Raw genomic sequence first — 11058 nt, 5'->3', positions numbered from 1 at the left:
TTCAATGCCGAAAAAATCAGAGCCCGAGATTTATGGCATTTGACTGTTCGGATTAGCAGGAAATTGTTGGCACATTCCATCAATTGCTGTATCAATCAGAAATATGGGAATCCGCTTCTACAATTTGAACGGATTTTTTGTTAAAAAACTTGCACACGGCGTCAATTTATAGTTCTCTACTGATAGTATAGTCAATAATTCCTAAATTACAAACGGCATTTATTACTTTTCCTCATTTCTTTTTCCATACAATTGAATTTCTGCCGTTTCTGCGCTTCCATGGCTAACTTCTCTTTCCTGTGGAGAATCTGAATTCGCGGCGACTGCCAATTCTTCCAGAGAGCAGATAATGTCTGCATTTCGGAATAGGTCTGTGAAGTAATGTTGTTCCAAATATCAAAGAATATGGTATCGAACTGGCCTGTGATACCGCACTCTTCAGGAAGAAAAGCGTCTCCCTGAAGGATGGTTACTTTGCCCTCCGGAAACGCCGGGGCGATCATATTGATAATCTCAGGTTCTTTTTCAACTACTACGATTTCAGAAATATGGTCATTGCGGCATAGCTGATGAAGAATCATTCCCAGGCCCAACCCGCAAATCAATACCCGGCCATAACTTTTCTGACAGATTTCTGTGTGATCATAGATTTCCGCCGGGATATTGCTCATGACGACTTCATCCTTCTGCTTATCCAGAAGGTGTACGTAAATCCCCGGCCTGATGCATTGGGCAGAAAGATTCTGTGCCTGACATCTTTGGTTGAAGTAGAAAGAGTCCGCTTCTGTAACACTGAATTCTTCAATCAAATATTTCGGGGATTCTGCGTGTTTTACCCGGACATATCCGAGAGAATTTTCTGATTGTATCATATGATCTGTTGTCATTTGGTTTCTGTGAATTTATGGGTACTTTTCTGCTGGCTACGTTTCTGGTCATATTCACGGGCTACTTCGGAGGAATCGCGAACCAGTACCTTCTCCAATGCCTGTAACCGTGCATTCAGTTTTTCCGATGAACGTGAGGCTTTTGCTGATTGCGTCCGTTTCTTTTGCGGTTCTGCTTTCGGATCATATTTGCTCTTGTGCCGCTTGATGAAAAGGGAAATCCCCGGCAGAGAGATTGTGACGCCGTGCTTCTGCAGCATGGCCTGAATTTCTTTCAAGGTCTGGCGCCGAAACCATGCCTTCAGAATCTCGTTCCGGTATGGCGTCACCGTAACCGGTCGGCAGTTGCGGATTGATTCCGTGTTCCAGCAGGCCCGGCTGTCACCGGATGAACAGCGGATGATTCGCCAGGAGATTATCGAACTTGTTGATCGGAAAAATCGGCAATATCCTGAATTGCGGTTTACCATTGAAGATTTCCAATTGACGCAGGAAGCGGGGTCCGTCAATCTGACCGTGCGCCTGGGGCAGGAAATGCCGCCGCCGGTTGTTCCGGATATGTTTTTGCTGACTTCGGAGCCGGAGATTGTTTCACCTGCCTCAATGCCGGGTATTCCGGAAACACTCCGCAGTCGTCGGAAAGCAAAAGGCTTGTCCCAGATCAAGCTTGCTGAAGTTCTCGGCGTTTCCGTTAAAAAAATCTCAGCTTGGGAGCATGGAAAATCAGTTCCGACTGCCGAAGAACAGAAGAAACTTGACGCTTTCATTTAAAAAGTTACGGCGGCGCCATTTGTCTTTGCCTCGCTCGGAAAACATGTTATCTGAGACGGCAATATTTTGCTTACCGGTTATAGCTGATCGCCTTATAAATTTCCTGCACGTGATCGATATTGGTCAGAATGATTCCGCCTCGGCTGGAGGCCGCGGTGCTGACCACGATGTTGCCGCAGCCGAGGAGCTGCTGGATCAACGTCTGCGTGTAACTTACGCTTTGAATCTGGTTCCTGCGGAGGGTGTGATTGAAGCGGATCAGTACCCCGCCTTCGCTGGTTATGCTTTGGGTGCTGATCGTGTAAAACTGATTCTTCCGAAGCAAGATGATGTGGAGGATTATGACGGCGATCGTCAACGGAATCAAGGACGCTCCGAGATAAATGACCGGCAGATTCGGTTTGTTGTCATTGCAGAGAAAGCCGAGAATTCCGCTGAGCAGCAGAGTTCCAAGGCCGATACTTATCGTGGTTCCAATGCTGAACCAGATGATGTCCCAGACAGCTTTGGCGACAAAGAGGAAACGGTTGCTTTTGACGCGGTAGAGAATTTTTTCATTTTTGTTGTTCATCTGAATTTTCCTTTCCGAGTTTTGTCCCTCGCTCCCAGCGGGGACAAAACTCCATCAGAAAAAAAACGGGCGGTGATAAAACCGCCCGGAGCCGGATACATTGTGAACCACTGCAATTTGAGCAAACTTTCACGGTTCCTGTTCGCTGATGTCAGAGGCCATGTAGATGGTTTTATCCAGCGGTGCTTCCTGACAGCATTCGGAGGCAAGAGCATGGCGAACGAAATCCTGGCAGATCATCCGCAGGTCGTCATCCAGCGACGGATCGGCATCCGGATAAGTTGTCGGGCAGAGTCCCGGCAGGAAGAAGGGCGGCATACTCCGTTTCACTTTCAGGTCCAACCGCCAGTTGCAGAATTTTACCGCCTGATGCCCAGTCTTCCGGATGAGCTTGAACATCTCCTCTGCATAGTCCGGGAAAGCATCCGGAGTTTGCGGTCGCTGCCGCAGCCACTTTTCCAAGACGCCATCGTCAACTGGATTGGGCGTAACGGGGAGCCGCCATCCGCAGTTGCTGCATTGGTAATGAGAGTTCAGACTGTCATGGATTTTCGGAAAACCATAAACCAGTTCGCCATTTTGATAATGGATTTCTTCCGAAACGATGCAGTCGGTCATCACGACTTCGATTGATCTCGTCTTGCAGCTCGGGCAGATGAACACCGGATCATCAGACACAGATGTGGATTCCGGCAGATACATATTTTCGGCATATCTGCGGATGTCATTGATCTGTTCCACCGTATAGGTTTTCAGCCAGTTCAAAGCGGCATCGGAAATTTTTCCTTCAGCGATTTCACATCGAAAATCGCCGTCATCAACCTCCAACTGCCAGTGGCCTTTCAGACGGAGGTTGAAATTCTCGTAAAGCCAGCGATCAAGTTCCAGAAGATAATTGTCGAGATTGCGTGATACTTCACCAGAGGGGAAATCGATGTCGATATACAGAGGCGAACTTGCCGAAAGCAGTTCAGCAATAAACTCTCCCTGACCCGGTTTCTCTTTTTGAAAGCGAGCCAGCAGTTCATCCCGTTGCTTCACTGTTTTGCAAATGACAAACAGCGAGCTGTAAGCAGAGCCATAACTCATTGTGATATTTTCCTTTTGAGTAATTTATTGTTCAGCGATAATTGTACGGTCTCCATTGGGGTCTATGGCTTCAAGCATATCGCCGTTTTCTTCGATACAGGTATAGCCGAGTTTTTCGGCAGCGGAGATAATCTTCCGTTCCTCATAAGTCCCGCACCGATTCAATTCGGCGGCGATATCACTTGCTTTGATGTTCCAGATTGCATACATGGAATTAGCCCTCTTTGTTCTCTTCTGTTTCGTGCCAGTCGTGTCCGCACGACCAGCAGATACAGCGGTTTTCATATTCGCGGGTTTCCTCGTTCAGGATGCGGTCGATGACCTGAATTTCGTTACCGCCGCATTCCGGGCAGTGCTCCGTCAGAGTATAAATTTGTCCCATGTCATACTTCCCATTGCCGAGTGGTTTCTTCTGAAATCCGTGTCCCGCCAGCGTTACAGATATGAACGACGATTCCAGCCTTCAGCGGGCCGTCCGGCTTGCCGGTGGAATCCAGCCCATGCCAATATCCGAACCGGTCCTGCAAATATTGAAGCTTGGGGTTGCATAAACTCCGATAGTATTTGAATCCGAAATCCGGCACTTCGGATTCCAGCGTTACGAAAAGATGGTGACGGGCCGGCTCGGACTGGCCGGAAAAACATATCCCGGCATAGAACCATTTTCCTCCCTGCCGCTTCAACGTGGCAAAGACCGGCCGGTATTTCCGGTCTTGATCCCGGAAGTGATCGTGCGGTTCTCCGAGCTGAATCAAGTCGGTGGTCATGGTTTTCGGCGGGACTGCATTGATGAAGTAGTCGGCCATCTCCTGATCGACCTCGTCACCCGGTTTGAGGAAAGAAGTCAATGACATGGCCGTTGCTGTCCAGTTTCGGAAAGTTTTCATGCGGCTTTCTCCTGCGTTTGAACAGGCTTGAGAATGTAATCCACCGCTTTCTGAGCCTTCTGGGCGGCCTGCAATACCAGCTTTTTATCGTTGCGCAGATGTTCCAGCCAGTTCTGGATGTAGGCGGCGGAGTTTTTGATTGTGGCGTGTTCGATTCCGGTCTGCGTACAGAGGAATGCGGCGCCCATTTCGGCGATCAGCTCCTCTTTGGAGTAGACTTCGCTGCCGAAACTGATGTGTTCCATTCCGGGGCGGTTCAACCGGGATTTGTGTCCGGTCGAATGCGTGGCTTCATGAAACAGGGTGCTGTAGTATTCCTCCTCATTCTCAAACTGGATGCGGTTGGGCATTCTGATCCGGTCCTGTGACGGGCTGTAGCTGGCGCTGTTGCCGCCGTGGATGATCGGCGGGCACTCCTCATACCCTGCGATGATCTCCTCGGCGGCTTCGATCGGATTGAATTCGATGATTGCCCGTGGCGGAAGCTGCGGAATGTGCTTTGCCGGAATACCATATGTCTGTTCGAGATTGTAAACGGTATAAAAGCGCAATACCGGCAATACGGTGTCCTCGTCTTTTTCAAACAGTTTCCAGAATACGACAGCCGTGCCTCCCTCGTTCGGACGCAGTTTGCCTCCGAGTTTCCGGAGCTGCCGCATGGTCAGCCAGAACGGCGAAGCATACGGACTCATCGCCAGCAGAATCGCATTGATTCCGCGATAGGGTTTCCCGCTGATCAGATTGCGGTGACGCCATTCTTCCGGGCGCCACGGACAATGCCACGGAATCTTGCCCTTTTCGAGTTCGGCAATCATCCGGTCGGTGATTTCCTGATAGATATCCTGCATGATTTCACCTCACGCCGCGTCGTCCGGATAGTCGTCATCCTCATCCGCCAGTTCCGGATCGTGCTCCAGAACGAACTGGTAGGCTTTCAGTTCGCGCGAGCTGTTCCAGTGGAAATACACTTCGCCCTTCGCTTTGCGCATCGGGAAGCCGAGCTCCACCGCGCGGTTCACGATCTCCGTCATGGTCATTTCATTGATTTTCGTACCCATTCTGCACCTCCTGTGGTTGGTTGTTGATTTCACCTTTCACTGACGAAACGCCCGCCCGTCCGCCCTTTCGGCGGCGGAGCGGCGTTTCCAAGGTGAAATCAACACCGGATTCGATCCTCAGGCCGCTTTCGGCACGGGGTGTTTCGCCTCGGCTCTGGCCAACGCCTCCCAGGCTTTCGGATCGGGCAACAGGACGGTAGCTTCTTCGAGCGCCTTGGCCAGATCGAACTGTACCAGCCCCGCGATCAGCTCCGCTTCCTGCCAGCGCGGTTCTTCGGGGCCGCTCTGCCCATACGTGAGTTCGGAAAAGATATTTTCGCAGACCCGGTTCCAGAGCAGCTCGTCGAGCTGCCCGGAGGCGGTCAGTTCCCGTGCATCGAGGGAGCAGTAGCTTTGAATTTTGTCCGGCAGGCCGGCTGCATTAACATGCTTTTTCGTTTTGTAGTCGAACTGGCTGCCGCAGGCCGGCTTGGTCCCTTTGCAGGCGATCATCAAATAAATCGCGGTTCGGGAGGGAGTCGCGGATTTGCCATCCCTGATCGCGGTCATCAGCATGTCGATGGCCTTGCGTTTGCGCTGGCGCATCTTCGCTTCCTTGCGCTCGGCCAGCGTTTTGCTCTTTTTCGGAGCGGCTTCCTCAGAGGCTTTCGGACGCTGGATCGTGATTTTCGTTCCCGCGCGCGGCCCGTCCGCGATGATCGCCGGAACACCTTCCTCCGGTTTGTCGGTTTCCCGCCAGTCGCCGGGACCGAGAACCGGATTTCCTGCCAATGGATCTTCATCATCTTTTTGGTCATCCTCTTCCTGAGTGTGGTACTTCTGCGAAACAAGAACCGTCTCCGGCTCCTGTGCGGCAAGGCCGGCCACATATTCCTTGCGCTTCTTTTCCAGATATTCCCGGTTCATGCAGCGAGGTTCGGGGAGCAGGTTGGCGAACAGGAAGCCGGAATCACGGCGTTCCCGGCAGGCCGGACATTCGCCGCACCCTTCTTCCGGCCACGGCAGGCTCGACAGCAGCGTGGCGAACCGGTCATACAGCGTTTCGCTGAATTTGCGCACGCTCATGGTTTTCAACTCCCGGCCCTCGACGCCGCGGATGTAATCGAAAATATTATCCTGAATCTCCGGCGGAAATGTCGCAATCGTTTCGTAGTGCGAAACCGTCATATAGCCGAAGGTCTTGCCCTCCATCGCCTTCTTCCAGAGTTCGGAAAGATTCAGCAGATTGAGCCGGCGCGCCACCCAGCTCGGAGAGTGGCCGATCTCCGCGGCGAGGCCGTCCAGCGTCGGGAATTTTTCCCGCATGGAATAGAGTTTGGCGATCTCTTCCGCCAGCGAGAGGTTCGTGTGCTGGTTCGCCAGATAAGCGTTGATTTCCGAATCGCCGTCGATCAGGATCGCATCCTGACCGAGTTCGAGTTCCGTGAATTTGAAGTCGAGCAGCACCAGAAAACGGCGGCGGCCGTCGTCCACCGCATAATCGTAATCGGGATTGTTTTCCAACTTCTTCAGCGCGACCGGCTGCAGCAGCGGCTTCAGGCCTTTGTCCAGCCGGCTCCTGATGCTTGCACGCAGGTGCATGTCATCCGCTTTGTTGTAGGTACGGTCCGGTTCACACTGAATTCGACTGACGGGAAGTTTCGTGTTCATGTTCTGCTTTCCTTTCGCGTTGAGGATATTCCGTCGGGAATTTCCCGGCTCACCTCGCAGGGCCGGGAAATTCCTTGCTTCGCAGACAAATCACCCGGCGCTTTGCGCCGGAGAGATAATAGATAAAAGGTTGCATCTTATGCTTGGGAAATCGTTTTGGTCTTTATTGGGGAGCTTATTGATGAAATAGATGGCTATAAAATACCGGAAAACTATTTTTGTAAATCGGCAACAAGCTGTTGCCGATTTACTCTTCAGCTCTGAAAACATAACATTGAGAATACTTCAAACACGATTTATCGATGTTGAAGAGATTAACTTTGAGAAGAATATTCTCTTGATTTTTTATCAATAAAGTGTATAGTTGTCATGTACACTTTGGAGGTATGCAATGGAAGCAAGTATCCTTGATCTGAGAAAAAATATGAAGAAAGTCATGTCGGCGCTCGAACGCAATGAGCGTGTGACGCTGACTCGCCGCCGTCGCAAGATGGCGGTTATCGTACCTGCCGGTGAAAAGCAGGCCAGGAAGATAAAAGCTGCCGACCTTGCGGCATTCGGCATGTGGGCCGACCGTGAAGATATGCAGGATGTTTCCGCGTATGTTCGCGAACTTCGTAAGCCGAGGAGTTTCTGATGCTCTTCGATACCGATGTGTTGATCTGGGCCTTGCGCGGTAATCCGAAGGCGGCGGCAGTGATTGACGGTGCGGAAGACCGTTTCATTTCCGCCGTCACTTACATGGAGCTGATTCAGGGAGCACGAAATAAGGCCGAGCAAAAGCTGATCAAGGATTTTCTGTCCTCGCTGGGCTTTCAAACCGTGCCGATTGATGAAAACATCTCGCTTCGGGCGACCGTTTTCATGGAGGAATTCTGTTTAAAATCCGGCATGGGACTCGCTGATGCTTTGATTTTTGCGACTGCCTGTGAGCATACAATGACTCTTTGCAGTGCCAATAAAAAACATTATAAGGAAATCGCTTCATTGACGGCGAAAGAATTTCGACCGTAGATTAAGAATATACAGATATAGAAACTTCCTGTCTTGCTTTTGAAATAATTCTATATCATTTGATTTTTTGTTCTTGGAAAGTATATTATTGTCAAAGTAGGAAATCTTTGGAGGTTTATTATGGCAAAAACTGCTGACATGCAAAAAAAGACAATCGCAGCCAAAGGAACTTCCATATCCGCGCGGGAAGTAAGGGCATGTTTTGCTCAGCTTTCCCGCTCTCCGAAATCTTCACGGGCCTTTCTGCAAAAAATAGGTGTAACATCCAGAAAAAGAGAGGCCGTTTCCAAATGAGAAACTCCCTGCCGCAGTTTGTTCTGGGGTATCATGGGTGTGATTTATCTTTGGTTCGGCAACTGCTGAATGCAGAAACTCAATTAAAATTCAGCAGAAACTCCTATGACTGGCTGGGCAGCGGTATTTATTTTTGGGAAAACGCCCCTTGCCGGGCCATGGACTGGGCGCTTGAATGTCAAAAAAATTCCCGGATAACAAAGGGAAAAGTAATTGAACCGGCTGTGATCGGGGTTATTCTTGACTTGGGGAATTGCCTCAATCTGACGGACTCCCGCCATCAGGATGTAATACGGGAAGCCTACCGCGGCATATGTGACCTTTGTGCGGCACAGTCGGAACAGTTACCGAAAAATACGGAAAAAAGCAGGAAATTGGACTGTGCCGTCATTAATGCGGCGGTAGAACTGAACAAGGAAAAGGGATATCCTGACTTCGATTCAATCAGGAGTCCCTATTTCGAAGGGGAACCTATTTATCCCAACGCATATTTCATGGAAAAGACTCATATTCAAATTTGTGTTCGCAATCCGGAATGTATTAAAGGATACTTTTTACCAAGTGATTTTCTGGAAAAGTAAATCCGTATTTGGTTATGCACTCTTCTCCTCGGCTGTATCTTCCTCGCCGCCGTCGAGGATTTCGACGTTACCGAGGGCTTTGACTTTACCGAGCATGGGGAAGTAGTCAGAGAGAAGCGGTTCCTCTTCAGATTCATATCGTTTGCGCATTCCTTCGCTGGTTTTGTTGAGTTCGTAGATGATTTGTTCGAGCTCCAGCGACAGGGCGCTGCGCTCGCCGGCCGCATCGAACTCTTCGGGCGGAGTTGACCGGAGCTTGGCGAGCCGGGCGATCTTCGCCGCCAGCTCCTGACGGCTTTTTTCCAGTTCCCGGACTTTGTTCGCGACGAGATTACGGATGCCGCTGAGCAGTTTTTCGGCGTCATCCGCTTCTTTCTGCAGTTGCACCGGGAGATGAGGCAACTCCAGGTCGGCGAACTGATACTGCACGCATGACTGCTTGGTGTCATAATCGAGCCACCCCCTGCACCCCTTGGCGACCAGTTGGAATTTGAGCGTACCGATGGTCAGCGGCTTCATGATCTGCATACCCTCCGGATCTGCAAACGAACTGTTCCTCGCGGCAGCTCTGAAAGCGTCGCGCAGGATGTTGTCCAACACTTCCATTTTGTTTTTCAGCGTCCCGGTCAGCTCCCGGTCACCGTAGTAGATCGGAAGGCTGCCGAGTGGGAGCTCCGGATAGGCTTGAATGAATTTTTCCAATTCGGGGATCTCTTTTTGCATCTCGGGGATCTGCCGGGCCAGCGCTTTCTGCTGCTCCTGCCGGCTGCGGAGATTCCGCCGGTATTGGAACTCCAGTACATCCAGCTCCTTGAGGCGGGTTTCGATTACGACCTTGCGCCTGAGTTTCGGATTGCCGGAAATCGCTGCCGAAAAGCTGGCGTAGTCCAGCGCGCAGTCATCGTTGATCTCCTGAACGGTACGGGAACTGCGGCCTTTCATCGCGTCGTTGATGAATTTCTGTTTGCGTTCGAGAATCGCGTACATTCCGGCGTCAAGCGTCTGCTCGATTCCATAGCGGATGATCTCCACCTCTTCGAGAATGTTGCCCTGACGGACGATGCGTCCCTTGCGCTGCTCTACGTCGGCAGGCCTGAACGGACAGTCGAGGTCGTGCTCGACCGCAAGGCGTTCCTGAATGTTGACGCCGGTTCCGAGCTTCATGGTCGAGCCGATGATTATGCGGACCTCTCCCGAATTCACCCGCTCGAACAGGTCGGCTTTCTGCTTGTCGGTGTTGTAATCGCCGATCACGGCAATCTCATCGGCGGGGATGCCGTTGGCGACCAGTTTGCGCTTGATTTCCTGCCAGGCATTGAACAGCTCGACGCCGTTGCAGACATTGCGGTAAAGGTCGCAAAAAACCACCTGCGCCCCTTTGACGGACTCATAGGTCCGGTATTTGTCAAGAATATTGCGGACGCAGACATTCAGCTTGGATTCCGGGTCATCCTGAAAACGCGGATCGATCAGCCTCGGATCGATCGTCACCTTGCGGCTCATGCCGTAGATCAGCAGAGGAATATGCGAAAGCAGCCGCTTGTCCGGGTGATCCTCATACCATTCGTACAGGTCGCAGAGGTAGTCCATGAATCTGGAAATCACCGGGCTGCGGGGAATATTGACCTGTTCGGGACGGCCCCCTTTGATCGGAGGACGCTCCACTCCGGCCAGATCCTCTTCCAGAATCACGTCGGCGACACTTCGGAACATCTTCGAGAGTTCGATCACGTTGCAGTATTTGGCGAAACGCTGTATCATCCGGAAGCGTCCCGCCGCATCCTGTTCCAGCGCCACCTCCACACCGCAGAATACCGAGGCGAAACGGTCGAAGGTGCTGATACCGAACTCCTCCAGCGTCGCGGGGCTGATGTAGCGGATCATGTTCCAAAGTTCCGCAATGGTATTGGTGACCGGCGTTCCGGTGGAGAAGTAGATGTTGCGGCCGCCGGTTTTCTCCATGATATGACGGATTTTCAGACACAATGAGAACGCCCTCTGGCTGGCGCCGCGGTCAAGCCCCCGGATGCGCTGCAGCTTGGTCGGGAAGAAGTTGCGCTTGTAGGCGTGCGCTTCATCAATCATCAGCGCGTCGATGCCGAGGTCCGAGAAATAGATGATATCCTCTTCGGCTTTTCTGTCGTTCAGCTTGTCGAGCATCTTCAGCAGGCGTTTTTTCTGCCGCTCCACATTCTTGATGGTGGCCTGATCCTCGCTCTCTTCGATGATCTGTTCAAGCTCGGCGATCTGCTCTTC

15 protein-coding genes and 1 pseudogene are annotated in these 11058 nt (G+C 51.5%); 5 read left to right on the top strand and 11 right to left on the bottom strand.

The window, feature by feature from the left end:
- Positions 1–144 (top strand): annotated as a pseudogene (locus C8D82_RS22435) (IS982 family transposase); the annotation flags it as partial.
- Between the two features lie 62 nt (positions 145–206).
- On the opposite strand, the gene C8D82_RS20145 reads toward C8D82_RS22435, so the two are convergent.
- Both C8D82_RS20145 and C8D82_RS20140 read right to left on the bottom strand, forming a co-directional pair.
- Complete coding sequence (locus C8D82_RS20145; protein WP_116886091.1) at positions 207–887, bottom strand: polyamine aminopropyltransferase; 681 nt, start codon at positions 885–887, stop codon at positions 207–209.
- Entirely contained in the window at positions 884–1165 is a 282-nt protein-coding gene (locus tag C8D82_RS20140; RefSeq protein WP_133245316.1) for a hypothetical protein, read from the bottom strand. The genes C8D82_RS20145 and C8D82_RS20140 overlap by 4 nt, the downstream gene beginning before the upstream one ends.
- An 82-nt stretch (positions 1166–1247) precedes the next feature.
- Here C8D82_RS20140 and C8D82_RS20135 point away from each other — a divergent pair, with 82 nt between their 5' ends.
- Entirely contained in the window at positions 1248–1658 is a 411-nt protein-coding gene (locus C8D82_RS20135; protein WP_133245315.1) for a helix-turn-helix domain-containing protein, read from the top strand.
- A 70-nt stretch (positions 1659–1728) separates the two neighbouring features.
- On the opposite strand, the gene C8D82_RS20130 is transcribed toward C8D82_RS20135, so the two are convergent.
- The 8 genes from C8D82_RS20130 to C8D82_RS20100 all read right to left on the bottom strand — a co-directional run bounded on the left by C8D82_RS20130 (position 1729) and on the right by C8D82_RS20100 (position 6913).
- Entirely contained in the window at positions 1729–2229 is a 501-nt protein-coding gene (locus C8D82_RS20130) for a PH domain-containing protein (protein WP_116886088.1), read from the bottom strand.
- A 129-nt stretch (positions 2230–2358) separates the two neighbouring features.
- Positions 2359–3318 carry a hypothetical protein gene (locus C8D82_RS20125; protein ID WP_116886087.1) on the bottom strand — a complete coding sequence of 320 codons (960 nt, stop codon included), beginning with the start codon at positions 3316–3318 and terminating at the stop codon, positions 2359–2361.
- Positions 3319–3342: 24 nt separating this feature from the next.
- Positions 3343–3528 carry a hypothetical protein gene (locus C8D82_RS20120; protein ID WP_116886086.1) on the bottom strand — a complete coding sequence of 62 codons (186 nt, stop codon included), beginning with the start codon at positions 3526–3528 and terminating at the stop codon, positions 3343–3345.
- Between the two features lie 4 nt (positions 3529–3532).
- Complete coding sequence (locus C8D82_RS21455; protein ID WP_154419862.1) at positions 3533–3700, bottom strand: hypothetical protein; 168 nt, start codon at positions 3698–3700, stop codon at positions 3533–3535.
- 1 nt (position 3701) lies between these two features.
- Entirely contained in the window at positions 3702–4205 is a 504-nt protein-coding gene (locus C8D82_RS20115; RefSeq protein WP_116886085.1) for a hypothetical protein, read from the bottom strand.
- Positions 4202–5053: an ArdC family protein gene (locus C8D82_RS20110; RefSeq protein ID WP_116886084.1), complete on the bottom strand. Its 852-nt coding sequence runs from the start codon at positions 5051–5053 to the stop codon at positions 4202–4204. Before C8D82_RS20110 ends, C8D82_RS20115 begins: the two co-directional genes overlap by 4 nt.
- A gap of 9 nt (positions 5054–5062) precedes the next feature.
- Positions 5063–5263 (bottom strand): hypothetical protein, encoded by a 201-nt coding sequence (locus C8D82_RS20105; protein WP_116886083.1) that lies wholly within the window; start codon positions 5261–5263, stop codon positions 5063–5065.
- A 117-nt stretch (positions 5264–5380) separates the two neighbouring features.
- Positions 5381–6913: a ParB/RepB/Spo0J family partition protein gene (locus C8D82_RS20100; RefSeq protein WP_116886082.1), complete on the bottom strand. Its 1533-nt coding sequence runs from the start codon at positions 6911–6913 to the stop codon at positions 5381–5383.
- 391 nt (positions 6914–7304) lie between these two features.
- On the opposite strand from C8D82_RS20100, the gene C8D82_RS20095 reads away from it, so the two are divergent.
- From C8D82_RS20095 to C8D82_RS20085, 3 genes are all read left to right on the top strand, one after another.
- Positions 7305–7550 carry a type II toxin-antitoxin system Phd/YefM family antitoxin gene (locus C8D82_RS20095; protein ID WP_116886081.1) on the top strand — a complete coding sequence of 82 codons (246 nt, stop codon included), beginning with the start codon at positions 7305–7307 and terminating at the stop codon, positions 7548–7550.
- A complete protein-coding gene (locus C8D82_RS20090) occupies positions 7550–7927 on the top strand; it encodes a type II toxin-antitoxin system VapC family toxin (RefSeq protein ID WP_116886080.1) in 378 nt (125 codons plus the stop codon). The genes C8D82_RS20095 and C8D82_RS20090 overlap by 1 nt, the downstream gene beginning before the upstream one ends.
- Before the next feature lie 290 nt (positions 7928–8217).
- Positions 8218–8802, top strand: a complete 585-nt coding sequence (locus C8D82_RS20085) for a hypothetical protein (protein WP_116886092.1) — start codon at positions 8218–8220, stop codon at positions 8800–8802.
- A 12-nt stretch (positions 8803–8814) separates the two neighbouring features.
- Here the strand turns inward: C8D82_RS20085 and C8D82_RS20080 are convergent.
- Positions 8815–11058: helicase-related protein (locus C8D82_RS20080; protein WP_277353644.1), on the bottom strand; the 2244-nt coding region annotated here is incomplete at its 5' end.

Source organism: Victivallis vadensis, assembly GCF_003096415.1.
Lineage (GTDB): Bacteria > Verrucomicrobiota > Lentisphaeria > Victivallales > Victivallaceae > Victivallis > Victivallis vadensis.
Note: the sequence above shows the minus strand (reverse complement) of the source record. Positions and strands in the feature narration are given on the sequence as shown.

Bases quoted from the DNA above. Each gene is read 5' to 3' on its own strand.
- C8D82_RS20115 (WP_116886085.1), bottom strand. From the start codon at position 4,205: ATGAAAACTTTCCGAAACTGGACAGCAACGGCCATGTCATTGACTTCT.
- C8D82_RS20130 (WP_116886088.1), bottom strand. From the start codon at position 2,229: ATGAACAACAAAAATGAAAAAATTCTCTACCGCGTCAAAAGCAACCGT.
- C8D82_RS20090 (WP_116886080.1), top strand. From the start codon at position 7,550: ATGCTCTTCGATACCGATGTGTTGATCTGGGCCTTGCGCGGTAATCCG.
- C8D82_RS20105 (WP_116886083.1), bottom strand. From the start codon at position 5,263: ATGGGTACGAAAATCAATGAAATGACCATGACGGAGATCGTGAACCGC.
- C8D82_RS20125 (WP_116886087.1), bottom strand. From the start codon at position 3,318: ATGAGTTATGGCTCTGCTTACAGCTCGCTGTTTGTCATTTGCAAAACA.
- C8D82_RS21455 (WP_154419862.1), bottom strand. From the start codon at position 3,700: ATGGGACAAATTTATACTCTGACGGAGCACTGCCCGGAATGCGGCGGT.
- C8D82_RS20110 (WP_116886084.1), bottom strand. From the start codon at position 5,053: ATGCAGGATATCTATCAGGAAATCACCGACCGGATGATTGCCGAACTC.
- C8D82_RS20120 (WP_116886086.1), bottom strand. From the start codon at position 3,528: ATGTATGCAATCTGGAACATCAAAGCAAGTGATATCGCCGCCGAATTG.
- C8D82_RS20095 (WP_116886081.1), top strand. From the start codon at position 7,305: ATGGAAGCAAGTATCCTTGATCTGAGAAAAAATATGAAGAAAGTCATG.
- C8D82_RS20085 (WP_116886092.1), top strand. From the start codon at position 8,218: ATGAGAAACTCCCTGCCGCAGTTTGTTCTGGGGTATCATGGGTGTGAT.
- C8D82_RS20100 (WP_116886082.1), bottom strand. From the start codon at position 6,913: ATGAACACGAAACTTCCCGTCAGTCGAATTCAGTGTGAACCGGACCGT.
- C8D82_RS20145 (WP_116886091.1), bottom strand. From the start codon at position 887: ATGACAACAGATCATATGATACAATCAGAAAATTCTCTCGGATATGTC.